The sequence below is a fragment of the Bradyrhizobium arachidis genome (assembly GCF_024758505.1).
Classification (GTDB): Bacteria; Pseudomonadota; Alphaproteobacteria; order Rhizobiales; family Xanthobacteraceae; genus Bradyrhizobium; species Bradyrhizobium manausense_C.
Window position 1 is genome coordinate 2,894,033 of record NZ_CP077970.1, and the last position, 25,295, is coordinate 2,919,327.

Sequence of the window (25,295 nt, forward strand, 5' to 3'; positions counted from 1 at the left end):
GAAGCGATGTTGCAGGTCGTGCAGGCGTTCGACCGGGCTCCGTTTGCCGAGGTTCCGGTCGACGATGCGGACGCCATGGAAGCGAAGCTGCAAGCCGCACTTCGCGCCTTCGGTGACCGCGATGGCTGGCTGGCGCCGCACGCGCGCGCGGCGGTGTTGCGGCGGGCGGCCGGCCTGCTTGACAAGCGGCGCGATCATTTCGCGCATCAGATCGCGCGCGAGGGCGGCAAGCCGCTGACGGATGCGATCGTCGAGGTCACGCGCGCCATCGACGGCCTGCATTGTGCCGCCGACGAGTTGCGGAATTTTTCCGGCCGCGAGATCCCGATGGGATTGACGGCTGCCTCCGCCAAGCGCTGGGCGTTCACGACGCGCGAGCCGATCGGTGTCGTGTTCGCTATCTCGGCGTTCAACCACCCGCTCAATCTGATCGTGCATCAGGTGGCGCCGGCGATTGCCGTCGGCTGCCCCGTCATCGTCAAGCCCGCAAGCGCGACGCCGCTGAGTTGCCGCGATTTCATCGCGCTGCTGCACGAAGCCAGCCTGCCCGAGGCGTGGTGCCAAACCTTCATTCCCCGCGGCTCGGCGCTCGCCGAACAACTGGCTTGCGATCCGCGTATCAGCTTCCTGAGTTTCATCGGCTCCGCCAGCGTCGGCTGGCGGCTGCACAGCAAGCTTGCGCATGGCACCCGCTCGGCGCTCGAGCATGGCGGGGTCGCACCCGCGATCGTCGACCGCAGCGCCGATCTCGATCGGATCATCGAGCCGCTGGTGAAGGGCGGCTTCTACCATGCGGGGCAGGTCTGCGTGTCGACCCAGCGCATTTACGTGCACGAGGCGATCTTCGATGAATTCAACGAACGCCTGGTCGCCCGCGTCGCCAAACTTCGGACCGGCGATCCCACTTCTCCCGAGACGGAGGTGGGGCCATTGATCCATCCGAAGGAGATCGACCGCATCAAGAGCTGGATCGACGAGGCGGTGGCTGCCGGCACGAAGCGGGCGATCGGCGGGGAGCGCTTGTCCGACACCACCCTGCAGCCGACAGTTCTGCTGGAGCCGCCGTTCGACGCAAAAGTGTCGCGCGAAGAGGTGTTCGGTCCAGTCGTCTGCGTCTATCGCTATGCGCATCTGGACGAGGCGATCACGCAGGCGAATTCGCTGCGCGTTCCGTTTCAGGCCTGCGTGTTCAGCAACGACATCGACGTGGCGCTGCGCGCCAGCGAGCGGCTGGATGCATCCGCCGTCATGATCAACGACCCCACGACGTTCCGGACCGACTGGATGCCATTCGCCGGACGGCGCGAGGCCGGCTACGGCGTCGGCGGCATTCCCCACACCATGCGCGACATGACACAGGAAAAGATGGTGGTGCTGCATCGGCGGGCGTGAGCCGGTTGCACGCAGTGCCACGACAGGACGAGGAGCGGGAACATGATCGGACGATTCACCTTTCAGGCGCCATCGAACATTCTGTTCGAGCCGGGAGCCTCGCGGAAGATCGACGAACTGGTGGCGGGCTATGGCGCCAGGCGCGTCATGCTGGTGACCGACAAGGGCGTGCGCGGGGCGGGCCTCACTAGGAGTGCCGAGGCTTCGCTGGCGTCGGCTGGCATCAAGGTCAGCGTCTTCGACGAGGTCGTCGCCGATCCTCCTTCACATGTCGTGGAGGCCGCGGTCGCGGCTTGTCAGGCCGACCAAGTCGAACTGGTGCTGTCGATCGGCGGCGGCAGCGCGCTCGATACCGCGAAGCTCGTCGCATACCTCGCCAGGACACCTGATCGCCTCGATGACATCTACGGTGTCGGCCTTGCGAAAGGAAAGCGGTTGCCGCTGCTGCTGGCGCCGACCACGGCCGGCACGGGATCGGAAGTGACGCCGATCGCCATCGTCACCACGCCGACCGCGGAGAAGAAGGGCGTGGTCTCGCCGGTGCTGATCCCGGACTGGGCGATCCTCGATCCGGAATTGACGCTCGGCCTTCCGGCCCCCGTCACCGCCGCGACCGGCATCGACGCGATGGTGCATGCGATCGAAGCCTATACCAGCAAGGTCAAGAAGAACCCGATGTCCGACCAGCTGGCGCGGCAGGCGTTGGGGTTGCTGTCGGCGAATGTGCGGCGCGTCTGTCAGAATGGTAGCGACCTCGAGGCGCGCGCGCAGATGCTGTTGGGGTCGATGCTCGCCGGCATGGCCTTCGCCAATGCGCCGGTCGCGGCTGTCCATGCACTGGCCTATCCGATCGGCGCGATCTTCCACGTGCCGCATGGCCTGTCGAACGCGCTGGTGCTGCGTCACGTGCTGGAGTTCAACCTTCAGGCGGCCGAGCCACTCTATGCGGAGCTCGCCGAGATCGTGAAGCCCGGCCTGCGCGGCAGTCAGGCGGAAAAGGCGCGGGCGTTCATCGACGAGATGACGTCGATCGGCCGTGACTGCCAGGTGCCGGCGTCGCTGGCGGCGGTCGGGATCGGGCGCGACGATCTCAAGAAGCTCGCCGAGGACGCCATGAAGCAGACGCGCCTGCTGATCAACAATCCCCGGGAGCTAACGCTGGAGGACGCCTACGCGATCTACAGCGCCGCCTTCGACGACGGCAGCAACCGCTATGTGCAGGCCTCCCATGGCTGACGAGACGCAGGCCAATCCGTTCGGGCCGATCGCCGCGCAGTGGATGGAATCCTGGCGCGCGATGGCCGGCGCCGCCGCCGGGGTCGGCGAGAACTGGTCGAACTCGATGCTGCCCTTCATCATGAAGCGCGCGGCCGAGAGCGGCTTCGGCATGGGCGCCGGCAACGACCTCGCCGAAACCATCGAGCGGATGGCCAAGGGGCCGCGTCTCGCCGACGTGCTCGATTTCGATCGCAAGCTCGCCGGCATGGCGGCGGCCTGGGGCGAGCTGCAGAGCAAGCTTGCGGCCTATCACGTCGTGGCCTCGAAGCCCTGGATGCGGGCTGCGGAACAATTCAGCGCGAAGCCGTCTTCCGGCGACAAGCTCAGGGATGCCGGCTGGCGCGAGCATCTCGGCGCATGGAATCAACTGGCCAATGAAGAGCTGATCGCCAACCAGCGCACGGAAGAGTTTCTGCTCGCGCAGAAGCAGTTGCTCCAGGCGGCGACCGAATTCCGCGCCCGGCAGTCCGAGGTCGCGGACACTATTTCGGCCACGCTGGGGGTTCCGACGCAGCGGGATTTCGACGAGGTGACGCGCCAGCTTACCGAACTACGGCGCGAGGTGCGGGCGCTCGAACGCCGGGTCGGCGAACCGGCATCGCAAGGTGACGCATGAGCAGCGAGAAGCCGAACTGGAACGCGACCGGGGCGTTCGCAGAGTTGACCGACAAGATGCTCAAGGCCGGCAAGCTGTTGTCGACCATCAAGGACGAGGATGTCGACGTCGGTGCGACGCCGAAGACGCTCGTGATGCGCCGCGACAAGGTCGAGCTGTTTCGCTACGCGCCGCTGGCTGAGCAGAAGGTCAAGACGCCGGTGCTGCTCGCCTATGGCCTGATCGGCCGCTACACCATGGCCGATCTCCAGGAGGACCGTTCGCTGGTCCGGAGCCTGCTGTCGCAGGGGCTCGATCTCTGGCTGGTCGATTGGGGCCAGCCCAACCGCACCGAGCGATGGCTGACGATCGACGATTATGTCGACGACTATATCCACGCCGCCGTGGAGCGGGTTTGCCGCGAGACCGGTCACGACCAGATCACGCTGCTCGGCATCTGCGAAGGCGGCGTGTTCACGACCTGCTACGCCGCGCTGCATCCGGACAAGGTGAAGGGGCTCGTGCTCACGATCACGCCGATCGACTTTCACGCCGACCGCGACGATCCCGACACCCACCACGGCTTCCTCAATCTCTGGACCCGGAGCCTCGATCGCGCCGATGTCGACCGTCTGGTCGATACCTACGGTGGACTTCCGGGCGAGTTCATGAGCTCGGTGTTCTCCCTGATGACGCCGATGCGCTCACTGACCAAATATAATGTCGACCTGATCGACGTCTTCGACGATGAAGCCAAGCTGAAGAACTTCCTGCGCATGGAGAAGTGGCTGGCCGATCGTCCCGCTCATCCCGGCGAGGCCGCCAAGCAATGGCTGAAGGATCTCTATCAGGACAACAAGCTCGTGAAAGGCGAATTCGTTCTATCGGGGCGGCGCGTCGATCTCTCGAAGTTGACCGCGCCGGTCCTCAACGTGTTCGCGCTCAACGACCACATTATCCCGCCGACTTGCTCGCGCGCGCTGGGCGACCACGTCGGGACCACGGACTATTCGGAGATCGAGTTGCCGGGTGGCCATGTCGGATTGTTCGTCTCCAGCAAGTCGCAGGGGACGCTGAGCAAGGGCATCTCGGAGTGGCTCTCGGCCAGGGATTGATGCGATGACCAAGGACAAGATCGTTTCTGCCGAGGAGGCGATCGCCATCATCCGCGATCGCGATACGGTCTGCACGTCGGGGTTCGTGGGCATCGGGACGCCCGACGAGCTATTGATCGCGCTGGAGAAGCGCTTTCGCGAAACCCGCCACCCGGCCGACCTGACGCTGATGTTCGCGGCCGCGCCCGGCGATGCCGGGGATCGTGGCCTCAACCGCCTCGCCCATGCCGGTCTGCTGAAGCGCGTAGTTGGCGGCCATTGGGCGCTGGTGCCGAAGCTCGGTGAGCTCGCGCTGGTCAACCGCATCGAAGCCTACAACCTGCCGCTCGGCTGCATCTCGCATCTCTATCGCAACATCGCCGCGGGCGGGCCCGGTGTGATCTCCAAAGTCGGCCTGAAGACGTTCGTCGATCCTCGCCTGCAGGGCGGCAAGCTCAACGAGAGCACGACCGAGGATCTCGTCGAGTTGATGCGGATCGATGACGAGGACTGGCTTCGCTACAAATCCTTCCCGATCAACGTGGCGCTGCTGCGCGGCACCACCGCGGATCCGGCGGGGAACATCACCATGGAACGCGAAGCGCTGACGCTCGACAATCTGGCGATGGCGATGGCGGCGAAGAATTCGCGCGGCTTCGTGATCGTCCAGGTCGAGCGCATTGCCGCCAGCAGTTCGCTCAACCCGCGCGAGGTCCAGATTCCCGGCATCCTTGTCGACTGTGTCGTGGTCGCCGACCCCACCAACCATGTCCAGACCTATGGCGCGACTTATAGCCATGCATTTTCCGGCCGGCAGCGGGTGCCGATGGATCGGGTCAAGCCGCTCGAGCTCGACGAGCGCAAGATCATTGCACGGCGTTGCGCGTTCGAGCTGCCGCCCGGTGGCGTGGTCAATCTCGGGATCGGCATGCCCGAAGGCGTGGCAGCGGTCGCCGCCGAAGAGCACATGCTGAAATTCCTGACGCTGACCGCCGAGCCCGGCATCATCGGCGGCATGCCGCAAGGCGGGCTCAATTTCGGCACCGCGCTCAATCCGGATGCGGTCATTCACCAGAACCAACAATTCGACTTCTACGACGGCGGCGGGCTCGATCTGGCCTGTCTCGGCATGGCGCAGGCGGATAGCGCCGGCAACGTCAATGTCAGTTGCTTCGGCAAGCGGCTGGCGGGCGCCGGCGGCTTCATCAACATCTCGCAAAGCTCGAAGAAGCTGGTGTTTGCGGGAACGTTCACCAGCGGCGGGCTGAAAGTCGCGGTCGAAGACGGCGCGCTACATATCCTGCGGGAAGGGGCAGCGAAGAAGTTTGTCGCCGCGGTTCAGCAGATTACCTTCAGCGGCGACCATGCCGCCGAGACTGGACAACCGGTGTTCTATGTCACCGAGCGTTGCGTCCTGCAGCGAACGCCTGCCGGTGTCGAGCTGATCGAGGTGGCACCCGGCATCGACATCGATCACGACATTCTCGGCCAAATGGAGTTCAGCCCGGTGATCCGCAACGTTCGCATCATGGACCTCCGGATATTCCGCGAAGGGCCGATGGGCCTGGACCATATGTTGCTCGGCCGCAGCCTCACCGACCGGATCAGTTACGACGCCGAACGCAACACGCTGTTCGTCAATTTCGAGGGGTTCGACGTTAAAACTGTCGAGGATGTCGATCTGGTCCGCAGAGAGGTCGAGCGCGCCTGCCGCGCCGTCGGCAAGCCGGTCGCGCTGGTCGCGAACTATGACGGATTCCATCTGGAGCCGATGGTCAGCGACACCTATTTCTCGATGATCGCCTATCTCGAGCAGCGCTATTACAGCTCCGCCTCGCGGTACACGACCAGCGCGTTCATGCGCCTCAAGCTCGGGGAAGGGCTCACCGAGCGTCACGTCGCGCCGCACATTTTCGAGACCGGGGCCGAGGCGCAGGCGTTCGCACGAAGCCAGCGGAAAGAGAACGCCTGAAGCGATCAACCAAGGGAGCACGCGATGACCGAGCAGATCGAAGCCGCCACGAAGGCGATGAAAGAGCAGCTTGCCAAGTTGGCGGAGACCTTCAAGATTCCCGGCGTGGACATCGACACGCTGATGGAGAGCCACCGCAAGAATGTCGAGGCCATGTCAAAGGCCTCGCAACTGACCGCGGAAGGCGCCGCCGCGATCTCGCAGCGTCAATTGGAGATTCTGCGCGCCACTTCGGAGCAACTCACAACGGCGCTGCGAGACATGAAGCTGTCGAGCCAGCAGCAGGGCGAGTTCGCCCGCAAGGCGTTCGAGACCGCGCTGGCGAGCACGCGCGAGCTTGCGGAAATGACCGTCAAGTCGAACACCGAGGTCTTCAACGTGGTGAAGCAGCGGATGACCGAGGATTTCGAGCAGATGCGAACGGCGTTCTTCTCGGGTCAGAGCAAGAAATAGCGCCTGGATCGTGTCGTGTCGGCCGCAGCATCGCCGCGACGGGCCCGGACGTACCCGCGAGACTTCACCAGAGCAGTGAGATGTTTGAAGCGACTGACAAGGTAATGGATGGGCTCGACGGCGGGAGGTCGAAACCCCGGCAGCCGGATCGAGAAGCTGTCGTGCTCGGTCTGTCGCCGTCCGGATTCCATCGGCTGGCCTATGCCGATTGGGGACCGCTCGACGACAAGCGGCCGATTGTCTGCGTTCACGGGTTGACGCGGCAGGGTCGGGATTTCGATCATCTGGCGGAGCGGCTGGTGGCCGCCGGCCGGCGTGTGATCTGTCCGGATTTGCCGGGCCGCGGACGCAGCGGCTGGATCGGCAATCCCGACCATTACGCGCTGCCGCAATATTGTGCTGACATGAATGCATTGATCGCGCGGCTTGGGGTCACCGAGGTAGATTGGGTCGGAACGTCGCTGGGCGGGTTGATCGGCATGATCATGGCCGGCTTCTCCGGCAGCATCGTACGCAAGCTCGTGATCAATGACATCGGGCCGTTCGTGTCGTCGACCGGGTTGCAGCGGATCGGCAAGTACATCGGCAACACGCCGCCGCTGTTCAAGACAATCGAGGAGGCCGAGATGTATTTCCGTACGGTGCTCGCGCCCTACGGCAAGCTCGATGATGCGCATTGGCGTCATCTGACCACGCACAGCGTCGGCTGGGACGATATCAGGCAGGGCCACACCCTGCTGTACGACCCGGCTATCGCGAAGGGATTTCGGCTTCCATGGTTTCAGCCGCTCAACCTCTGGACCTATTGGGAAGCGATCAAGGTACCGATGCTCGTATTACGTGGCAAGCAGTCGGATTTGCTGTCTTTCGATCTCGCTGCCGAGATGCGCAAGCGCAATCCGAAGGCCAACGTCTTCCAGTTCGACGATTGCGGCCATGTGCCGCCGCTGATGGCGGCGGAGCAGATCGACGTGGTCGCGCAGTTTCTGCTCAAGGACACGATGTCCGGTTTGGGAGAGCGAGATGGATAGCAGCAACCAGGACACGCCCGTCGCCGAGAAGATCTACGACGTGCCGGCAGAGTGGGCAAAACGCGCCTGGGTGGACCAGGCCAAGTACAAGGACATGTACGCTCGCTCGATCTCGGACCCGAACGGCTTCTGGGCGGAACAGGCCAAGCGCATCGACTGGATGAAGGCGCCGACCAAAATCGAGAACGTCTCCTTCGCGCCCGGCAACATCTCCATCAAATGGTTCGAGGATGGGGTCCTCAACGTCGCCTGGAACTGTATCGACCGGCATCTTGCCAAGCGCGCCAACCAGACCGCGATCATCTGGGAAGGCGACGACCCCTCGCAGTCCAAGCACATCACCTACAAGGAGCTGCACGACGAGGTGTGCCGGATGGCGAACATCCTGCGCACTCGCAACGTCAAGAAGGGCGACCGCGTCACGATCTATCTGCCGATGATCCCGGAGGCGGCCTACGCGATGCTGGCCTGCGCGCGGATCGGCGCCATCCACTCCGTAGTGTTCGCCGGCTTCTCGCCTGACAGCCTCGCCCAGCGCATCAACGACTGTAAATCCAAGGTCATCATCACCGCCGACGAAGGCCTGCGCGGCGGCAAGAAGGTGCCGCTGAAGGCCAATGTCGATGCCGCGCTCGCCAAATCCGACGGCGTCGACTGGGTCGTCGTGGTCAAGCGCACCGGCGGCAAGGTCGACATGAATCCCTCGCGCGACCTCTGGTATCACGAGGCGGCGGCGATGGTGACGACGGAATGTCCCGCCGAGCACATGCACGCCGAGGATCCGCTGTTCATCCTCTACACGTCGGGCTCGACCGGAACGCCGAAGGGCGTGCTGCACACCACCGGCGGCTATCTCGTCTATGCCTCGATGACGCATCAATACGTCTTCGACTATCACGACGGCGACGTCTACTGGTGCACCGCCGACGTCGGCTGGGTGACCGGCCACAGCTATATCGTCTATGGGCCGCTCGCCAACGGCGCGACCACGCTGATGTTCGAAGGCGTGCCGAACTATCCGGACAATTCGCGGTTCTGGAACGTTATCGACAAGCACAAGGTCAACACCTTCTACACCGCACCGACCGCGATCCGCGCGCTGATGCAGTCGGGCGACGAACCCGTGAAGAAGACCTCGCGCGCCTCCCTGCGCCTGCTCGGCTCGGTCGGTGAGCCCATCAATCCGGAAGCTTGGGAATGGTATCACCACGTCGTCGGCGACGACCGTTGCCCGATCGTCGACACCTGGTGGCAGACCGAGACTGGCGGCATCTTGATTACGCCGCTGCCGGGCGCGACGAAGCTGAAGCCCGGCTCGGCGACTCTGCCGTTCTTCGGCGTGACGCCTGAAATCGTCGACGCTGACGGCAAGGTGCTGGATGGCGAGACATCAGGCAATCTCTGCCTCACGCGGTCCTGGCCGGGTATGATGCGCACCGTCTATGGCGATCACGCCCGCTTCGAGCAGACCTATTTCTCGACCTACAAGGGCAAATACTTCACCGGCGACGGCTGCCGGCGCGATGCCGACGGCTATTACTGGATCACCGGCCGCGTCGACGACGTCATCAACGTCTCCGGCCACCGCATGGGCACGGCCGAGGTCGAGAGCGCGCTGGTGGCGCATGAGAAGGTGTCGGAGGCCGCGGTCGTCGGCTTCCCGCACGACATCAAGGGCCAGGGCATCTACGCCTATGTGACCCTGATGGCCGGCGTCGAGCCGAGCGAGGACCTGCGCAAGGAGCTGGTGACCTGCGTGCGCAAGGAGATCGGCCCGATCGCCTCGCCCGACCAGATCCAGTTCGCCCCGGGGCTGCCAAAGACCCGCTCCGGCAAGATCATGCGCCGCATCCTGCGCAAGATCGCCGAGGACGAACCGGGCAGCCTGGGCGACACCTCCACCCTGGCCGATCCCGCCGTCGTCGACGATCTCGTCAAGAACCGGCAGAACCGGCGATAGGCGGCACCCATGAACATCGACGCGATTGCCATCGGTGACAATCCGCCTGATGACGTCAATGTTGTCATCGAGGTGCCCCTCGGCGGCGAGCCGATCAAGTATGAGATGGACAAGGCGTCTGGTACCCTGTTCGTCGACCGTTTCCTGTACACGCCGATGCGCTATCCCGGCAATTACGGCTTTGTGCCGCGGACCTTGTCCGACGACGGCGATCCCATCGACGTGCTGATCGCCAACACACGCCCGATCATTCCCGGTGCGGTAATGAACGTGCGGCCGATCGGGGTTTTGAAGATGGAGGACGACGGCGGCGGTGACGAAAAGATAATCGCCGTGCCGTCGTCGCACCTGACCCAGCGCTATCAGCACGTGCAGACCTACACCGATCTGCCCGAGATCACGTGCAAGCAGATCGAGCACTTCTTCCTGCATTACAAGGATCTCGAGCCCGGCAAATGGTCGCGGCTTTCGGGATGGGGGCATGCCGACGAGGCGCGCACATTGATCGAAGCGGCGATCGCGCGTGCGACGCGCGCTAAATCTCTTTGACGGAGGAGTGAGATGAGACTCGTGCTCTTGGGCCCACCGGGCGCCGGGAAGGGGACGCAAGCCTACAAGCTGTCGCAGATTTTTGCGATTCCACAACTGTCGACCGGCGACATGCTGCGGTCGGCTGTGGCGGCGGGAACGGAAATCGGGCAACACGCAGCCGACATCATGCAGCGCGGCGATTTGGTGCCGGATGAGTTGGTGGTGGAACTGATCGCAGAACGTATTGCGCAAGCGGATGCGGCGCGCGGGTTCATTCTGGACGGATTTCCGCGCACAGTTGCCCAAGCAAAGAGCCTCAGCCACGTGCTTGTGACCAGGGCGCAGAAACTCGATCGAGTGCTTGAACTCGTTGTCGAGGAAAATACGCTGCTAGATCGGATACTCGGGCGAGCCCTGCAGGCAAGAGCCAACGGAGAAATGGTGCGTTCCGATGACAATGAGGAAGCTCTCAGCGTCCGCCTGACAGCCTACGCCAATCAAACAAAGCCTCTGACGGAATACTACGTCACCCAGGGGCTATTAAGAACAGTTGATGCCTCACAGCCTGTCGACTGTGTGACCGCAGCACTTGTCGAAGCGGTTCAGTGGACCAAACAGGCTGCCGACACGTTGCCGAGGTCGATCGCGGGGCCTTAGGTGAAGTTTTCTTGCTGCGTTCTCTTAAAGGGCCGTGGGGCGAGGGGCTTTGACCGATAATCTGGGTTATCGGACAAACCTGTGCCCGTTTTCCCCGGAATTCGATCAAGTGTTGAGCTGTCTTGGTTGACAAGCGTGGGGCCTTCGCATCGTCAGACAGAGGACAGGAAGTTTTCCTTGCAATTCAATAGCCTTGCAGATCCCCCACATTGACAGATGCAGCGCCTGACCCACTTGATGGATGCCGCGGTTTTCAAGGGGTTAGATGTCGGTTTCGTCCGCTCAGATTGAAGGTGCAACGCTGCCTTGCGCGCGCTTTGCCGTCGGCTCCTACGTCGTCTCCGACCCCGGGAGCCTGACGGCGGAGCTGGCGGGCAAGAAGATGCGCCGTGTCGGCTGCGAGATCATCGAGAGCCGCGGCGCCATTTTCGATGCGCCGTTCACGGCGTTCAGCGCAGTCTATAAGTTCAAATCTGACGAGCGCAGCGAAGCGCGCGTAGAGGAACGCAATGCGAAGGCTGGGCGAAAGTTGCGGCAGCGCCAGGAGCTCTTTGCGCAGGGGCTGACCGAGGCGCAGATCCAGGCGCTCGTCGAGGAGAAGGCGAGGCTGCGCGCCCTTCGCGACGCTGCTCGAGCTGACGACATCGAAAAGCGCATTTGGGCGTCGCGGGATCTGCCGGAGGCGGAGAAGCTGAAGGTCGCTTCGAAGAGGGAGCGCGACTTCTATTACAACTACACCGAACAGACCGTCGACAAATTCAAGGAACGTTTAAAGGAGGCGCAGCCGCATGAGCTGATCTGGCGCTACGCCCAGTCGTCTGAAGACCGCGTCCTCGGCCGCGGCTACACCTGGCCGGGCGGTTGGGTCGCTGACAAGTACTGGCAGGACGGCTTCCAGAGCAACGACATGCCGAGCGAAGAACACTGGTTGTACCGTCGTTTCCTGACGGCCACGCCGTGCGCGTCGTCCGGCCTCCTGATGGCCGGTCCGACGAAATACGGCTGCAAACCGATCTGGCGCAAGATCGTGGCCTTCGACGAGGTCTATTGCTTTTGGGGCGAGCGCTGCAAGGACATGTGGCGAGTTGATCTGGACAAAACGTTCCGCTCGGCCCGCGAGCTCCGTCGCTGGTTGCGGAAGCTCCACCGTTCCGGACAGCTTCCATTCCTGCCGCATATCGCCTGCTGGATTCGTGACGACCGGCACCCCGGTGTCGTCTTCAATCCGCACGTCTACTTTGTGTTGCCGGAGGGGCATGCCGTTTGGAAGGACAAAGATCAGCACCTCCTGCTGAGGAGCGTGATCGCGACCCTGAACAAGGCGCTCGGTGCCGACGCCGGCGGCCTTGCGAACCCTTTCCACGGTAAGAATCCCCTGTCGCTCCATTGCGAGCGTATGATCGTCAACGACACCAGCTTCCCCATGCTGAACGAATACGTCGAGGGAATGCGGAAGGCGAAGATCGAGCTTGAGAACGATCCGGAGCTGACGGCCCGCGAGATGATCGTGAAGGAGCTGCGCAAGGCGGACTTCGACAAGAACCAGTCGAACACGTACTTCACCCACGTCGCGGAGCTTGCTAACCGCACGACGATGTCGCTCTATCTGAACGGCTTTCGTATCGGCGATGAGACCGAGTTCTTGCGCGCGACGATCGAGGTCGTATCCGACGTGGTCGCCGCCGAGTTCCAGGAGCCGAACTGGAAGCAGCGGGAGGCGCTGACCAAGCTCATCCGGAGCTGCAGCCGGTGGGCCGTGGCGCACTTTGATCCGCGCAAGGCGGACGGGCACCGTTACGTCGGCGCCTGTGCTCATCTGATGAGCGCTTCCGACGACAAGGCAGCCCGTCAGGCCAAGGGCGGCGCCTACGCCGCCAAGCGCGTCGCCGGGCGCAACCAGGCCAAGGTGACCTTGGCCATTCGTGAGGCCCTCATCGAGCGCCGCGAGCCGACCTTTGGTGAGATCGTCGACAAGACCAACCTGAGCCTTAACTGTGTGAAAAAGCACTGGTTTTCAGCCTTCACCCAGGCGGTGACCATGCTGTCAATCCAGTCGGCGGTTAAGGGGGTCCAGGAAACTGGAGCCCCGGTCGCTCCCTCTCTCATGACCCTCAAGACGGCCGAAAGCATAGATCATATCCCGTCATCCTGGCGCAACGCGTCATCGGATCCGGACCTCATCGATCATTTCCGGGTGCGAGAGCTCCGGCGGTCACGTCTGCAACGCCTCCAGCGATCGTTGTCGGACCCGGGCAAGCCTCCGGCCCCCTCCGGCGTACGCCTTATCGAATTCATGGCCTCCGGCCCGGTGCGCTTCTACGCCTCCGGCACGTCAGGAATAGCTAAACGCTACGCTCTGGTGGATGCCAGCTTGCACTAGACAGAAGGGACGCCGGCGCCATGGCACTAGTGAACTGGCCCTCTAACGAAGTCACTCTCGTCGGAGAGAAGGGGCGTCCCAGCGGTATTCGTAGGCTGCCACGGGTGCTTGGTCGTCTCCGGGCCAGCGCTGACGACCTCGCCTGCCGATCGGCTGAAGCCCCCGACGAGCAGTGAAGAAGGCTTAGCTTCCCATCACTCGCGAACCGCGAAAAAGGACGCAAACTTCGAGACCCGGGCAGTCGAGTAGACCTAAGCCGCCGCCTGGCGCCGAGAACTGATGTCAGCAAGCCGCGCGCGAACTGCTTTAACGCAGCAAGCCGGCGAGGAGGGCGGTGACTAGGTGTCCTTCGTGTCGTGCGGCCACTTGGCGATGACGGCATCCAGCAAAGTTCCATACACGCCGGCCATGCCGTGGCAGGTAAGGACGAGACCTTCTTCTTTCGTCGTCTGGTAGTACGGCACGCCCCAAAGACGAACTCCTGCGATCTCCGGCTTCTCGTCGTTCACCTTCAGATAGATCCTCCAGACCGCGCCGCCGCTGGTTCCCTGATAGTCGTCTGGTAGCTTGAAGTCGGGATAGTCGGTGGGTGCGAATTCGAACAGGTCGTAGCCGCCGACGGCCCGCTCGCCCGAGATGGTACCGTTCGAGAACAGAGCTTCGAAGCCCTTCCTGCGCTCTCGGGGACGCTCGGCCGGCAAGTCCTTGGTTCGCTCGTCGATCATGCCGACGACTGCGTCAGTCGAATCCGGAGATGGTGCGGGTCCGGCCGCGTCGGAGCGATGCTTCAGGAGGTTGTAGAAGGAGCCGATCGCTTCGAACCAGCCGACGGAATCGGCCGGGAGCCGTAGGAAGCCGAGATCCGGGCCGTCTGGCCCGAAGGCGTCGCCGCGCAGCATGATCTTAATGGTGTTCGCCATCTCGATCGTGCGCTTCCGGTAGTGGATGGTTTGGCCTCTGTATTCGACGATACCAACCTCGCCGCCATCTGGCAGGTGTGTCAGCACGTGTGCGGCCGTCAATATCCCGTGTACCTTTCCAACGCGGACGAGCGTTCCAGAGCCAGCGCCGACCGCGTCCTCGATGCGGTTGTGGACCTCGAGTTTGACGAATCCGATCGTATAGGCCGCCATAGCATCGCTGACGCTTGCCGTTGGAATGGTGACGATGCGGGGCATCGATGCTTCTCCGGTCTCACATGTAGAACCGATACCGGGGGTCCGGCGTCACACCATCTGGAACGTATTTGAGGATGTCGCCGACCTGACGCGCTGCTTTCAACGTGATCGGAAGCGCTCCATCGAACTGCGTCCCGTTCCAATTCATCTTGGTTAGCGCCAGCGTCTCTTTCAGCAAGAGATTCCAATCCGGAGTGTCGCGGCGCTGCGCATGCAGCACCAGCGGATTTGGAACATAGAGGCCGGGATAGGTCCTGAAGAAGTCCACGCTGCCGCGCGTATAGAGGATGGTCTGAGCGTCGTCGAGGCGCATCGCAGTCCCCCGCAGAGGCGGATAGACGCCGTTACGGAATAGGCGAACTGGCGAACGACGCGGCATCCATATGAAATCGGCGATTTCGATCTCCGACTGTTCGATCGCCTTTTGGAAGCCTTCGCGCTCCTCCGGATGGAAGCGTGAGGTCTTGTGAACAACAAGGCGCGCCGGATAGTTGCCGTGCTCCTTCTTGTAGCTCTGCAGCGCCGTGCGCGTCAGGCTGAAGGCGTCAAGCGCCGATAGGTAAGGCTGCCGGTCAGTCTTGTCCTTGAGGCCCGGCCCGCCCTTAAGAATCAGTCCCTCGCCGCGTTCGTCGAATAGCTGCGCGGAACTCGTCTGCAGCGACGTGCCATCGAGCCCTTCGAAAAAGCTGACGCCCATGAAGGTGGCCGAATATTCCCGCTGGTCGCGGACCATGCGCCACGGCGTGCCACCGGCCTTGTAGTACAGCGCACAGAAAAAGTTCCAGGCGCGGGTCGCCTCGTCCTGCACCTTCCGCGTGGACAATTCGGCGAGCTTTTTCCTTACAACGGCATCGTTGTCGTAGGTGGTCGGCCATACGATTTGGATCGGGATGCGCAGCGCCAGCGTCGCTGCCTTCAGCGCGCCTCGGAAGTTCTCGATCTCTCGGTCGACCGCGGGGGCGTCCTCGGGCTCGATCTCGTTGACGGCAACTTCCTCTGGGTCGTCGTCGGGCGGTTGGCTCCTCATATTGCTCACCCGTTCGATGATCTCCACGGGCAACGCGCAGATGACCACTTGGGGCGGCTGGTCCTGTTCGGCTAGATCCTTCACCTCGTTGGTGAAGGCCTCGACCGCCAGCGACACTGCGGTGTCGTCGTCCTTTTCCGTCACGATACGCGAGACTAACGATTGAGATAGCGTCCGGACATGACGTGAGCCGACCTCGAAGCTACAACGAAACGGCCCCAGGATCGTGCTACCTGGGAACCCGGGGAAAAGGTTCGGCTGGCGACTGTTCTTCGCCGGGATCCCGGCTTCGCAGCGGCGCAGCCACTCGCCAAGCTTTCCGATCGTCTGCGAGGAGCCGACGATGCCGAGGCGAATCTCCTTGGTCCGCTCTGTCGAGAAGTCGACGGGGCCATAGTCCGTGAGGCCAAAGCGTACGTCGATGTGCCGACCGTTGGCGGCGAACTCAAGGAGCGGTTCAGGAAGATGGGAGAGGTCAAAGGAGCTCAAGCTGTGCCTTCTCCATGCGCGTCTTCTCGTCCTCGTCTTCGTTCTCCCGCCACAGATCGTCCGGAACACCGAACGCCAGTCCGAGAGCCGGTACCGTGGTGAAGACGAGCGGATCATCGCGCAGCAGATCTGGCTGGCGGACCAGGAAGGCGGTCCACATGCCCATGTGGCCGCGGACGCTCTGGTTCGTCTCCAGCCGCTTGATGCCGCTCATCCTTTCCGAAGCGTAGCGAGATTCGTGATAGCCGTCAGACGTGAAGTGGTAAGTGGGTTCGACCGCCAGATACCACTCACCGGCCAGCCGGACGAAGTTGGCGTGGAAGGCGTCATGCCGGAAGTAGGAGGGCTTGTCGTCGTCCTTGCGCTTGTAGGACTTTACGACGTCACGCGACGTGTTCTTCTCGAAGGAACGGTAGGAATAGCCTCTGCTGCGCTTGCCCCTACCAAGCTTCCAGAACAAGTACCGGCCGCCCCGCCAGTACGCCAGCGGCTCGCGCACCATTTCACTGAGGGTTTTGTTCAGCAGCTCGACGAACAGTCTGCGCGTATCGTCGCCATCCGACTCGCTCCACTCAACAGTATCAACGGTCTCCTCGCTACCCTCCTCGATCACGTCGCGAAATGGCGGCATCGAGATGTCGCGGAAGCTGTAGATTCGTTTGCCACGAAGGATCCAATCGACGGGTACGCTTTGATAGCGTTCGACCAAAGCCTCCCGGACCTCAGAATAGCTCAACGATGTTTCCGCAACGTGCGTCTTGGCTGGAAAGGAGACCTTCAATAGGTTGCTGTTGAGGGCTTCGGCGATGCGGGTGGACGGGACGACTCGTCCTGGTGCGGAGAAGCTGGCGACGGTGGCGGCCAACCCCGGCAGCGCTGTCTCGTTCAGGGCGTCCTTGGTCTTGTCGAAGACGACTTTTCGCCTTCGCCTGTGGTCGGCGTCAGCGAACCAGTTGTGGAGGGCCTTCCAGAAGATGCGCTCGTCGCTCAGTCTGGCGACGAAGAGCACGACCGGCACATTCGAGCCGAGCCAATAGTCGAGGTCCTCCTGGCGGCAGAGATAGCTGAAGCTCTCATCAGTCTCCTCGGTAAACCGCCCCTCCTTTTGCGTCTTTACCTGCGCCGTAATCCATTGAGCTCGTACTTCTCCGGACTGCGGATCTCTCAGCTCAAGGAAACCGTCGATTCCGGCATCCAGCGGACCATTGGGCTGGAAGCTCAATCCGACCGAGAGCAAGCGGCCACCGAGAAGGTGGACACCCCGTTCGCCGATGATCTGCTGCTCAGAAAGCTTTTTCATCGCTGCCCGATTCGTCGAAGATTGCAACCCTATAGCAAACTCACCATGAGGACATGAGTCCATACTCTGATTGGGCTCTCCACAGAAAAGCCGCCTTGCTTCGATGCCGCCAGCCACCTGCAAGGATACGAATGATCCAGATCTCTCTGTCTGCGGCTGCCGGCGACGACCGTGCCGGCGGCATGAACGCGTCGCTGAGGGCGCCGCCGACGCGACTGTTTCTGCTTCGGGTGGGCTGCGGCGCACATCGTGATCGGGCTGTTGTTAAATCTATTGTTGCTGCGGGCCGCCGCCTCGCAGGATCGCACGATCAAGTCACGCATCCGGACCGACCGGACGATGGTGTTGCTGTCCTTCGCATGCCGGGCAGAAAAAGCCCGCCGACGTGGCGGGCTGCAATCATGCCGAAGCACTGGTGTCGGCCATCAGCCCTTCTGAAGAACTTTCGGATCCCAGCCGTCGCGGTAGTCCCAGCCCTCATCCGGCAGCTCACGATCGATCAGATCGTGGATCCAGGCGGTGACGGTGCGCTCGTCGTTATTCGCCACCAACCAATCGCGGATGCGCTGCTGCATGCCTGGCGAATCCATCATGATGGCGAGCGCCTTGTGCACGCCGTCCCCTGACCGAAAGTAGACGTCGTTCTGCCAGCGCGGATGCTCCGGTTCGGCCCGCCTGTCGCGTTTGGGCTCCTGCCAGGACGGCTCTCGACGCCGAAAAACTCGCGCGAGAGGATTCTCGACCCCCGCTTCTTCGGTCGCGGAGGAAGCGGCGCCGCCACAATCGTCGCGTTCAGCCACCGGCGACCCTAGGCGTTGATGGCCGTCTTAGCGCGGCGGCGCGGCTTGGGAGCAGGAACGCCCGAGCGCTTCGCCAGCGCCTGCGCCGCCAGGAGGCGCAGAACGTAGTCGTCGTAGAAAAGTTCGAGCTGCCCCTCCAGGCGCTCGAAAGAGGACTTGTGCTTCTTCGACTTCGGCATTACACATACTCCGCCACTGCTACTAACGTACACAATGTGTATCATTTCACGAGAGCTGTCAATTTTGGGAGCTGGTTGTCCACGCCGTTTTGCCTCTTGCCGGTGGTCGTGTTCTGCTGCGGTCTTGGTAACCTGAGGTATCCAACGTGAAGATGCTCATTGCCTTTATCTCAAGCGTTATGCGGGCGTGTTTCTCGTTCGTGCGCAGGCTCATCTCATTGCCTGGTCGCCTTGCCGGCGCGCTGCTGGGAGAGGCGGCCTTGCCGCCACCTGCCGAAGACAGTCCGCTGGTTACCGATCTTGAGGAGGAGTTGGCGCAGGCCAAAGAGCAGGAATCGAACTGGAAAAAGGTCGCCGACGCGATCTGGTCCTGGGCCGCAGAATCTCTCAGCGTCAACCAACCCGCCGCGATCCCGATTGGGCTTCCGCGGAGCCTAAAGCAATGGATGGTCGGGTTGACAGCCGAAGAGGTGGAGGCGCTGCTCTCGGCCGACAAAGTGGCTATCGAAGCGCACGCTCGTGGCCTCTATACGCTGCCCGGGCTGCGAAGAGTGCAGCGGCTGGACCCGATTGAGAGCTGGTCTCCGAGGCCGGAATTGATGGATCCGGCCTCGGAGCCTTTTCAGGAAGCTATTTGCGCGCCCCCGCTGCGCCGCGCTTCCTGAAGACTTGCTTGAGCTGCATCAATTCGCGCTCAAGTACGACAACGCGGGCATGCTCGCGCTGCCGCAAAGCTTCGGAAAGTTCAAGGGCGCGCTCGAGCTGCGAGCGCGACCAGTGTTCCCAGCCGTTCGCGTTGCGCGTTGCGGCTGCCTGAAGGGTAGACACCATCGCCGCTGCGACGAGGCTAGTTCCACCGAGCATGGCCGAGTTGAAAGTGGACGGATTGAACGCCGTGTGGCTGTCGGACATGGCTTGCCTCCAAAGGATCGACATAAAAGAGTGTGTATCTGATATTGACAATAGTGGCACACAAAGATTAAGCTATCGTCCGAGCGATGCGTCAAAATTGATGCGTCTCGGTTTTCGGAGGTCGACGAGCGCGCACCCTCATGAAGTGGGTTGAATCCTCTTCAACTCTGTGACGGGGAGCGCCTACGCTCAGCATCAGTTTAGGGGGCCAAGGCCGGGTAATGCGTCTGATTGTGATGTCCGACCTGCATATCGACATCGAAGGCAACATGTGGCGTGATCCGCCGCGTGTCGAAGCTGACGTGCTCATCGTGATCGGCGACACGACGAACCCTATGACGAGCGGGCTTCACTGGATCGCTGATAACCTCTGCGGCGGCGTGCAGCGCTGCATCTACGTTCCCGGTAATCACGACTTTTATCGCGGCTCCGGCGAGGAGCACACGTTCTATGAGGATCAGATGCAGCGCGGTCGCGAGATTGCGCAGAGCATCGGATTCGATCTTCTCCAGAATGACGTTCTGCACCTGGACGCCGAACGAGTCCGCTTCATCGGCGCCACGCTCTGGACCGACTACTCGGTTTTGCCGCCAGGCTGGAGCCGGCGGATGGCGATGTATTTCTCGCAGAACGGCCGCTTGCCGGACGGCGAGCCGTGGGCGCAGCGCGACCGGCATAATGACTATCGCGAGATCCGCCTCGGCGCCGGCAACAGCCGGCACCGCCTGACGCCTTCCGACACGTTGCGCATGCACCAGGAGTCCTTCAACTTTTTCGAACGAACGCTCAAGCAGCCGTTCGAGGGAATTTCCGTCTGCATTTCGCATTTCGGCCCGGCGTCGAGCGTGGAGGCCGGCGCCCATTCGTGGCTCTACGGCAGCACGGATATCGAGGCTCTGATGAACGGCCCGAACGCGCCGCAGTTCTGGCTGCACGGGCACGTCCACAAGAGCTGCGACCACGTGATTGGTGGCACGCGCGTGCTCTGCAACCCGCGCGGCTATCCCGGACCGCGCGGCACGCGCGAAAATCCAGCGTTCGATCCGCACCTTCTCCTTGACATCGAACCGGCCATGTCGCCGAGCAAGAGGATCTAACGGATGGCGTGGAAGTCGACGGACGAAAAAGGCCGATCAGTGCGTACTTTCTTCACCGCTGATGAACATTATGGCCATGCGGCTATCATCAAGCACACCAATCGGATTGATCCGCGAACCGGTGAGCAATTCGCGGACGTCAACCGCCACGACGCGCACCTTATCGACATGCACAACGCGATTGTCGGTCCAAGGGACAGAGTGATCCATGTTGGTGACTTCGCTTTCAGGTGCGACAGTTCTCGAATGCGAGCGATCCTGCAACGATTGAACGGGCAGCATTTCTTGGTCGTTGGAAATCACGATTCCGCGGAAACGTTGGCGCTCCCCTGGGCTGCGGTGCCGAAGCAGATCATGGTCGTCAACCTCGGCGAAGCCACGGTAACTTGCTGCCACTACGCAATGCGGGTTTGGCCGGCCTTTGACAAGTCCATCCACGCGTTCGGACATTCCCACGGACGCTTACCGGGAAATACTAAATCCTGCGATGTCGGAGTTGACTGCTGGAATCTTCGGCCTGTGTCGCTGCCGGAGATCCAGGCACGACTTGCCGCGACGCCGACGCCTGCAGAGGTTGAGGTAGAGCGCGAGCCGGACGGAGGGCTCGCGCCCTAGGCAAGTCAATCGGCGGCAAGCCGTCGGATCCATTCAAAAAACGTGACGTCGAGAAGGAAGCAAATGAAGTACGTTGAAGACGAAACACTGACGCCGGGACGGGTGGAGGTCATCGAGAATGGCGTGGTCGTAGCTGCGGCAGCCAACCTGCGCATGCTGGAGGTTATCCGCAAGGCGCTCGAAACCGGCGACGAGGCGCGCGTGCACCCGGACACGAAGCCCAGACTTCTTCTGTCCTTGCTCAAGATGCGAGCGCGTGGTGCGGATCTTGATCACCTGAACCTGGACCGGCCGCCGTGGCCGCCTGAGATCCGGGCCTTCATGCAAAAGTTCCCGCCTCATGACGTGCTCCTTGCAATGGAGCCCGAGCACTTGGGTAAGCACCTGTTGAAATACTTCAATACCGAGCCCGATGCTGTGCGCCACTGGTTCGACTTCATGCAACGGGTCATGCCGGGGAAGATCGCCGATGCTTTCACGGAGGCGTGGCACTGGATGGCGTTGCAGGGTTTCATTGTTCATCCAGGCGACGTCAACGGACAGGAATCTTTCATGATCGGGAAGGACCGGAAGGCCACGATGGTGAAGGGCTTCGACGCCTTGCAGCGGGAAGTGATCTTTCCCAGCGGGCTCGATGCTGACCTTGTGACGAAGGTCAAGCCGGCCTTCATCCGCGGCGACTACAGCGTCGCCGTCAATCGCGCCTTCACGGAAGTGACGGCTCGCGTTCGCGAGAAGGATCCGTCGCTCGCTAACAAGTCGGGAGAAGATCTCCTGAAGTCAGCGTTTGGCCCGACTGGTCCGCTGATGCGAGCTGCCGATCAAAAGGAGAGGTCCATGATGTGCGACCTGTTCGTCAGCGCGTACCATCTCTTCCGCAGGCCGGCTGCGCAGAGCGGCATCAAGCTCGAAGATTCGCGCGAAGTTCTGAACATCATCAGCCTCGCCGATCAGCTCCTCCGGATGGTGGCTAGACTCTAGTTTGGGATCTGAAGGCGCGCGATAGGTTTACGGAAGAAGGCCCTGCATCATGCAGGGCCTTCTTCTTATGTCTGTAGCGCCGAGCTCTGATCTCCCGTCCCATGAGATCGGCGTCGAGCAGAGCCCGGTCGTCCGCGGTGGCCTTCGTCGACCATTTGTCGTGATATGCTGTCTAATCCTTCCTCATCGCGCTTTCGCCTGATCTGCGGGTCTGACAAATAGAACTGGCCAGTTACGTCGCGCGCGGCTTCCCTGCACGGAAGCGGGGCGGAGGCACCATGAAAACATCATCGCACTCATCGCCATCCTCATCGCTGCGCCCGCCGCCGCAAAGCCCTGCCGCTGGAGTGCCAACCGGCCGGCGATAGACGCCGTGACGACCAACCGCATCGATACGAACGCGCCGCAGATGCGCTGCGACATGACCGTCACGGAACGCGTCGAAGCGCAAGGCAACGTCCGCCGCGCCGGAAACTGGAATTTCAGCATCAAGTAGCCGTCAACAGGCTGTGGATTCTGTGGACGACGATCGGCCGGGATGTCCGATATATCGTTCATTTTAGGCCAATCGCGCTGCTTTGCGGATATATCGGACAATTAACCTTCTAAGGGCAGCTAAGTCGTCAGAGCGCGTGTTGATTCACGCGCGCGTGAATCCGATTGTGCTTTGCGTATCGCTCGGATTGTAGACGTTGTGTCAATACGAAGACGACAGGAGAGACAGATGGCGACGATCAGTCTGGAAAGCTGGATCAACAATGCGATGACTTACCAGCTCAACGCCTGGGGCGCCGAGCCCCACCCACACGGCCGCGACGCCTATGCCTGGGCCTGCGACTTCTACGAATACGCCTACGACCTGCCGGAGGACGCGACGCCCCACACGATGGCGCCGCTGATCTTCGAGTGGTTCGCCCGTCAGGATCTCGCCGTCGCCTAACGGCAAACACATCGGCGTCACGCCCCGGCGGCCTCGCGGCCCCCGGGCTCGGGGCCGTAGAAGCGCCATGTCGGCGCGGAGGAGGTTTAGGGTGCCGATTCTGAATAAGATCACCGAATTCGTCGACGGCGTAGAGATGACCATGGAGGAGCAGGTGTACGTCGTCCGCATCGAAAACGGCGGACAGTCCTATTGGCTCCGGAACACCGTAATGACATCGGACATCGACCGAGCCGACGGGTTCGAGACCATCGAACGCGCCGCCGCGGCCTTGCGCAACGCGGAGAAGTTCATGGCTCCGGCGATCCGCAAGAAATGCGTGATCGTTCCCTACGGCGGTGACTTCGTCGCCGCCTGACCGCACCGACATCGACCTCACCTGCGGGCGCTCGCGGCCTGTTTCGCATGGCCAACACCGCCGGCATCTCGAAGCAGCTGCTGTCGTTTATCATCGCCGGCGACCGCGAGGTGGCTGACGACGTCCACCGCCGCTTCGCCGAGGCGCTGCTGCGCGAGGCCGATCGCCAGCCCGCAGCGGCGGCGAAGATCGACCACATCGCGGGACATGGGCTCGCGGAGTTGGACAAGTAGAATGTCGCAGCGCCGCCACAATCTGGCGGCATTATCTCGATTGCCGCGTTCGCGCGGGTTGTCCTGCCGACTGCAATTTGGATGTTTTTGCTTTCCGGGTTCGCCCGGGTAAGAAGCCCCGGTCATCCCGGGGCTTTCTTCTTTTTGTGCTTGTAGCGCTCGTCCCTGATCGTTCGGCCTATCAGATCGGCGTTCAGCAGTGTACGGTCATCCTTGATTGCCTTCGCCGTCCACTCGTCGCACCACGCCGTCCAAGCCTTCATCATCGCTCGCTTGCGCGAGATCTGCGGGTCGCTGCTGTAGAACTGGCCCGTGACATCGGTTGGCTCAACGCCCTCGAGGTGATCCAGGATCAACTTGCCTTCGGCCTGGGCGAAGCCGAGATCGCGCTCGCCGTGGGTGGTGAATGCGTAGCGCCCGCCATGGGTCGAGAACGACACGCCCGGGATCGCGGAGAGCCAGTCGTTGAAAAGGCCGCTCTCGGCGTGACCTCGGTCGGCGCGCGTCGACTTGCCGGCTGGGAACAGCCAGCCTTCGCTTCCTTCGAAGTCGCTCAGCTTGTCGAGACGCGCGGCGGCAAGTGCGGCGTAGCCGACCACTGGGACGAGGTGGCTTCGATTGCCGCGCTTCGTTCCCGACTTCCTGAAGTAGGGCGGTACGTACCAGGCCTGCTCGCCCTTGACCTCGGCGTATTCCTTGAAGCGCCAGCGGCTGGCTCCTGTGACGGCTCGCCGGCGCTGCACCGTGCCGATCATCAGCTCGAGGCCGAGCCCGATGCGTTCCGGAAGGCAGCCAAGCCTGGCGACCGCCAGGGCGCGGCCGATCTCGATGGGATCCGGCGTATAGCCGTCCTCGTCGTCGGGGTCGAACGCCTCCTCGCCGAGTTCAACGCGGGTGCGCTCCGGCGCCTCGAGCTTGAGCATAACGCCGTCGGCGACGCTGGTCGCGTTCTGCCTGGTCGCCTCTGCAAGCCAATTCCACATCCGGCGGATCACGCGCACCATGCCCTCGGCCATGGCCTCCTTGCCGCGAGCGTGAACGTCGGCGATCGCGGCCGCCATCTCATTTCTTGAGATCGTGTTGACCAGCCGGCCGTCGAACCGCGATAGTTCGGGCGGCTGGAGCTTGCCGTTGTAGTCGCGGTGAGTGTCCTCGCGGCGGGTGCGCAGCGTCTCGGCCAAGAACGCCTTCTTCGCATCTTCCCAGGTCCACGACGGCTGCGGGCGTTCGCGCTCGATCCGGATCTGCGTCTCCATCGAGACGCCGGCGGCGAGGGCGGCGAGGTAAGTGGCCGGGTTGTGGCCCTGCCGTGTCATCTCCGCCACCCGGGATGCGCGCGCCCGAGCGCCGTCGATCGACAGTCCGTCGATGTCCTGGTCACCGGCGACAGCGGGGCCGAGGTCATAGCGCCGCTGATCGCCGTGCAGCCTAGCGCGCATCGACCAGCGCACGCCTGCGTCCGGCTTTACGCGGAGCTGCAGGCCGGCGATCCGACTGTCGGAGACGTCGTAGCGGCCGCCGTCGCGATGGTCCTTGAAGGCCTTCTTCAAGATCTTGGCGGTGATCAGTTCAGGCATGGGTCACGCAGTCAGCTGGGTCACAACTGGGTCACATCAACGCCTCCGACGCTCGGAGTCAATCCGAGGCCTGTGGTTGTTCAACAGGTACAATTCTCAGGTCTAACGTACTGATTACACTTGACTATCGTCTGAGGCTTTAGCTTCACATAGATCCCTTGGTAGGCAGCTGACTCTCGATATACCCTCTGACTCTTAATCAGCGGGTCCCAGGTTCGAGCCCTGGTGCGCCCACCAAGCATCTCCTTGAAATTGCGGAAGTAGCT

Annotated in this window: 26 protein-coding genes; 18 read left to right on the top strand and 8 right to left on the bottom strand. The window is 62.4% G+C overall.

What is annotated here, in order from left to right:
- The first annotated feature begins 6 nt into the window (after positions 1–6).
- The 11 genes from KUF59_RS12845 to KUF59_RS12895 all read left to right on the top strand — a co-directional run bounded on the left by KUF59_RS12845 (position 7) and on the right by KUF59_RS12895 (position 13,343).
- Complete coding sequence (locus tag KUF59_RS12845) at positions 7–1,392, top strand: aldehyde dehydrogenase family protein (protein WP_258769531.1); 1,386 nt, start codon at positions 7–9, stop codon at positions 1,390–1,392.
- 45 nt (positions 1,393–1,437) lie between these two features.
- Complete coding sequence (locus tag KUF59_RS12850; protein WP_258770008.1) at positions 1,438–2,628, top strand: iron-containing alcohol dehydrogenase; 1,191 nt, start codon at positions 1,438–1,440, stop codon at positions 2,626–2,628.
- Positions 2,621–3,286 carry a poly(R)-hydroxyalkanoic acid synthase subunit PhaE gene (locus KUF59_RS12855; protein ID WP_212457079.1) on the top strand — a complete coding sequence of 222 codons (666 nt, stop codon included), beginning with the start codon at positions 2,621–2,623 and terminating at the stop codon, positions 3,284–3,286. The genes KUF59_RS12850 and KUF59_RS12855 overlap by 8 nt, the downstream gene beginning before the upstream one ends.
- Entirely contained in the window at positions 3,283–4,380 is a 1,098-nt protein-coding gene (gene phaC / locus KUF59_RS12860) for a class III poly(R)-hydroxyalkanoic acid synthase subunit PhaC (RefSeq protein ID WP_408918094.1), read from the top strand. Before KUF59_RS12855 ends, phaC begins: the two co-directional genes overlap by 4 nt.
- Before the next feature lie 4 nt (positions 4,381–4,384).
- Entirely contained in the window at positions 4,385–6,331 is a 1,947-nt protein-coding gene (locus KUF59_RS12865; protein WP_212457077.1) for an acyl CoA:acetate/3-ketoacid CoA transferase, read from the top strand.
- 24 nt (positions 6,332–6,355) lie between these two features.
- Positions 6,356–6,784 carry a phasin family protein gene (locus KUF59_RS12870; protein WP_258769532.1) on the top strand — a complete coding sequence of 143 codons (429 nt, stop codon included), beginning with the start codon at positions 6,356–6,358 and terminating at the stop codon, positions 6,782–6,784.
- Between the two features lie 80 nt (positions 6,785–6,864).
- Complete coding sequence (locus KUF59_RS12875; protein WP_258769533.1) at positions 6,865–7,815, top strand: alpha/beta fold hydrolase; 951 nt, start codon at positions 6,865–6,867, stop codon at positions 7,813–7,815.
- Entirely contained in the window at positions 7,808–9,775 is a 1,968-nt protein-coding gene (gene acs / locus KUF59_RS12880) for an acetate--CoA ligase (protein WP_258769534.1), read from the top strand. The genes KUF59_RS12875 and acs overlap by 8 nt, the downstream gene beginning before the upstream one ends.
- A gap of 9 nt (positions 9,776–9,784) precedes the next feature.
- Complete coding sequence (ppa, locus tag KUF59_RS12885; protein ID WP_212457074.1) at positions 9,785–10,324, top strand: inorganic diphosphatase; 540 nt, start codon at positions 9,785–9,787, stop codon at positions 10,322–10,324.
- A 12-nt stretch (positions 10,325–10,336) separates the two neighbouring features.
- Positions 10,337–10,963, top strand: coding sequence for an adenylate kinase (locus tag KUF59_RS12890; RefSeq protein WP_212457073.1), 627 nt, complete (start codon positions 10,337–10,339; stop codon positions 10,961–10,963).
- 265 nt (positions 10,964–11,228) lie between these two features.
- A complete protein-coding gene (locus KUF59_RS12895; RefSeq protein WP_258769535.1) occupies positions 11,229–13,343 on the top strand; it encodes a hypothetical protein in 2,115 nt (704 codons plus the stop codon).
- 338 nt (positions 13,344–13,681) lie between these two features.
- On the opposite strand, the gene KUF59_RS12900 is transcribed toward KUF59_RS12895, so the two are convergent.
- The 5 genes from KUF59_RS12900 to KUF59_RS12920 all read right to left on the bottom strand — a co-directional run bounded on the left by KUF59_RS12900 (position 13,682) and on the right by KUF59_RS12920 (position 18,316).
- Positions 13,682–14,521 (bottom strand): hypothetical protein, encoded by an 840-nt coding sequence (locus tag KUF59_RS12900; RefSeq protein ID WP_212457071.1) that lies wholly within the window; start codon positions 14,519–14,521, stop codon positions 13,682–13,684.
- A gap of 16 nt (positions 14,522–14,537) precedes the next feature.
- On the bottom strand, positions 14,538–16,037 hold the full coding sequence (locus KUF59_RS12905; RefSeq protein WP_212457070.1) for an argonaute/piwi family protein: 1,500 nt from the start codon (positions 16,035–16,037) through the stop codon (positions 14,538–14,540).
- The gene (locus KUF59_RS12910; protein WP_212457069.1) at positions 16,024–17,337 is read right to left on the bottom strand and encodes a DUF4365 domain-containing protein; all 1,314 of its coding nucleotides are present in this window, start codon (positions 17,335–17,337) and stop codon (positions 16,024–16,026) included. The genes KUF59_RS12905 and KUF59_RS12910 overlap by 14 nt, the downstream gene beginning before the upstream one ends.
- Positions 17,338–17,762: 425 nt before the next feature.
- Positions 17,763–18,137 (bottom strand): hypothetical protein, encoded by a 375-nt coding sequence (locus tag KUF59_RS12915; RefSeq protein WP_212457068.1) that lies wholly within the window; start codon positions 18,135–18,137, stop codon positions 17,763–17,765.
- An 8-nt stretch (positions 18,138–18,145) separates the two neighbouring features.
- Positions 18,146–18,316: a hypothetical protein gene (locus KUF59_RS12920; protein WP_212457067.1), complete on the bottom strand. Its 171-nt coding sequence runs from the start codon at positions 18,314–18,316 to the stop codon at positions 18,146–18,148.
- 146 nt (positions 18,317–18,462) lie between these two features.
- On the opposite strand from KUF59_RS12920, the gene KUF59_RS12925 reads away from it, so the two are divergent.
- Positions 18,463–18,981: a hypothetical protein gene (locus KUF59_RS12925; protein ID WP_258769536.1), complete on the top strand. Its 519-nt coding sequence runs from the start codon at positions 18,463–18,465 to the stop codon at positions 18,979–18,981.
- Here the strand turns inward: KUF59_RS12925 and KUF59_RS12930 are convergent.
- Entirely contained in the window at positions 18,947–19,228 is a 282-nt protein-coding gene (locus KUF59_RS12930) for a hypothetical protein (RefSeq protein ID WP_258769537.1), read from the bottom strand. The two genes, KUF59_RS12925 and KUF59_RS12930, sit on opposite strands and share 35 nt — an antisense overlap.
- A 221-nt stretch (positions 19,229–19,449) precedes the next feature.
- Here KUF59_RS12930 and KUF59_RS12935 point away from each other — a divergent pair, with 221 nt between their 5' ends.
- Positions 19,450–20,325, top strand: coding sequence for a metallophosphoesterase (locus KUF59_RS12935; RefSeq protein ID WP_258769538.1), 876 nt, complete (start codon positions 19,450–19,452; stop codon positions 20,323–20,325).
- Positions 20,326–20,361: 36 nt separating this feature from the next.
- Here KUF59_RS12935 and KUF59_RS12940 read toward each other — a convergent pair whose 3' ends face one another.
- Positions 20,362–20,775 carry a hypothetical protein gene (locus KUF59_RS12940; RefSeq protein ID WP_212457063.1) on the bottom strand — a complete coding sequence of 138 codons (414 nt, stop codon included), beginning with the start codon at positions 20,773–20,775 and terminating at the stop codon, positions 20,362–20,364.
- Between the two features lie 228 nt (positions 20,776–21,003).
- Here KUF59_RS12940 and KUF59_RS12945 point away from each other — a divergent pair, with 228 nt between their 5' ends.
- From KUF59_RS12945 to KUF59_RS12965, 5 genes are all read left to right on the top strand, one after another.
- Positions 21,004–21,921 (top strand): TIGR02391 family protein, encoded by a 918-nt coding sequence (locus tag KUF59_RS12945; RefSeq protein ID WP_258769539.1) that lies wholly within the window; start codon positions 21,004–21,006, stop codon positions 21,919–21,921.
- A gap of 373 nt (positions 21,922–22,294) precedes the next feature.
- Positions 22,295–22,417 (top strand): hypothetical protein, encoded by a 123-nt coding sequence (locus KUF59_RS12950; RefSeq protein WP_258769541.1) that lies wholly within the window; start codon positions 22,295–22,297, stop codon positions 22,415–22,417.
- A 228-nt stretch (positions 22,418–22,645) separates the two neighbouring features.
- Positions 22,646–22,861 carry a hypothetical protein gene (locus KUF59_RS12955; RefSeq protein WP_258769543.1) on the top strand — a complete coding sequence of 72 codons (216 nt, stop codon included), beginning with the start codon at positions 22,646–22,648 and terminating at the stop codon, positions 22,859–22,861.
- A 91-nt stretch (positions 22,862–22,952) separates the two neighbouring features.
- Entirely contained in the window at positions 22,953–23,219 is a 267-nt protein-coding gene (locus tag KUF59_RS12960; protein ID WP_258769544.1) for a hypothetical protein, read from the top strand.
- A gap of 47 nt (positions 23,220–23,266) precedes the next feature.
- The gene (locus tag KUF59_RS12965) at positions 23,267–23,452 is read left to right on the top strand and encodes a hypothetical protein (RefSeq protein ID WP_258769545.1); all 186 of its coding nucleotides are present in this window, start codon (positions 23,267–23,269) and stop codon (positions 23,450–23,452) included.
- A 122-nt stretch (positions 23,453–23,574) separates the two neighbouring features.
- On the opposite strand, the gene KUF59_RS12970 is transcribed toward KUF59_RS12965, so the two are convergent.
- A complete protein-coding gene (locus tag KUF59_RS12970; protein ID WP_258769546.1) occupies positions 23,575–25,029 on the bottom strand; it encodes an Arm DNA-binding domain-containing protein in 1,455 nt (484 codons plus the stop codon).
- Positions 25,030–25,295 lie beyond the last annotated feature (266 nt).

Coding starts and splice junctions, on each gene's coding strand:
- KUF59_RS12845 (WP_258769531.1), top strand. CDS start 7: ATGTTGCAGGTCGTGCAGGCGTTCGACCGGGCTCCGTTTGCCGAGGTT.
- KUF59_RS12855 (WP_212457079.1), top strand. CDS start 2,621: ATGGCTGACGAGACGCAGGCCAATCCGTTCGGGCCGATCGCCGCGCAG.
- phaC (WP_408918094.1), top strand. CDS start 3,283: ATGAGCAGCGAGAAGCCGAACTGGAACGCGACCGGGGCGTTCGCAGAG.
- KUF59_RS12865 (WP_212457077.1), top strand. CDS start 4,385: ATGACCAAGGACAAGATCGTTTCTGCCGAGGAGGCGATCGCCATCATC.
- KUF59_RS12870 (WP_258769532.1), top strand. CDS start 6,356: ATGACCGAGCAGATCGAAGCCGCCACGAAGGCGATGAAAGAGCAGCTT.
- KUF59_RS12875 (WP_258769533.1), top strand. CDS start 6,865: ATGTTTGAAGCGACTGACAAGGTAATGGATGGGCTCGACGGCGGGAGG.
- acs (WP_258769534.1), top strand. CDS start 7,808: ATGGATAGCAGCAACCAGGACACGCCCGTCGCCGAGAAGATCTACGAC.
- ppa (WP_212457074.1), top strand. CDS start 9,785: ATGAACATCGACGCGATTGCCATCGGTGACAATCCGCCTGATGACGTC.
- KUF59_RS12890 (WP_212457073.1), top strand. CDS start 10,337: ATGAGACTCGTGCTCTTGGGCCCACCGGGCGCCGGGAAGGGGACGCAA.
- KUF59_RS12895 (WP_258769535.1), top strand. CDS start 11,229: ATGTCGGTTTCGTCCGCTCAGATTGAAGGTGCAACGCTGCCTTGCGCG.
- KUF59_RS12900 (WP_212457071.1), bottom strand. CDS start 14,521: ATGCCCCGCATCGTCACCATTCCAACGGCAAGCGTCAGCGATGCTATG.
- KUF59_RS12910 (WP_212457069.1), bottom strand. CDS start 17,337: ATGAAAAAGCTTTCTGAGCAGCAGATCATCGGCGAACGGGGTGTCCAC.
- KUF59_RS12920 (WP_212457067.1), bottom strand. CDS start 18,316: ATGCCGAAGTCGAAGAAGCACAAGTCCTCTTTCGAGCGCCTGGAGGGG.
- KUF59_RS12930 (WP_258769537.1), bottom strand. CDS start 19,228: ATGTCCGACAGCCACACGGCGTTCAATCCGTCCACTTTCAACTCGGCC.
- KUF59_RS12935 (WP_258769538.1), top strand. CDS start 19,450: ATGCGTCTGATTGTGATGTCCGACCTGCATATCGACATCGAAGGCAAC.
- KUF59_RS12940 (WP_212457063.1), bottom strand. CDS start 20,775: ATGTCCGAACGCGTGGATGGACTTGTCAAAGGCCGGCCAAACCCGCAT.
- KUF59_RS12945 (WP_258769539.1), top strand. CDS start 21,004: ATGAAGTACGTTGAAGACGAAACACTGACGCCGGGACGGGTGGAGGTC.
- KUF59_RS12955 (WP_258769543.1), top strand. CDS start 22,646: ATGGCGACGATCAGTCTGGAAAGCTGGATCAACAATGCGATGACTTAC.
- KUF59_RS12965 (WP_258769545.1), top strand. CDS start 23,267: ATGGCCAACACCGCCGGCATCTCGAAGCAGCTGCTGTCGTTTATCATC.
- KUF59_RS12970 (WP_258769546.1), bottom strand. CDS start 25,029: ATGCCTGAACTGATCACCGCCAAGATCTTGAAGAAGGCCTTCAAGGAC.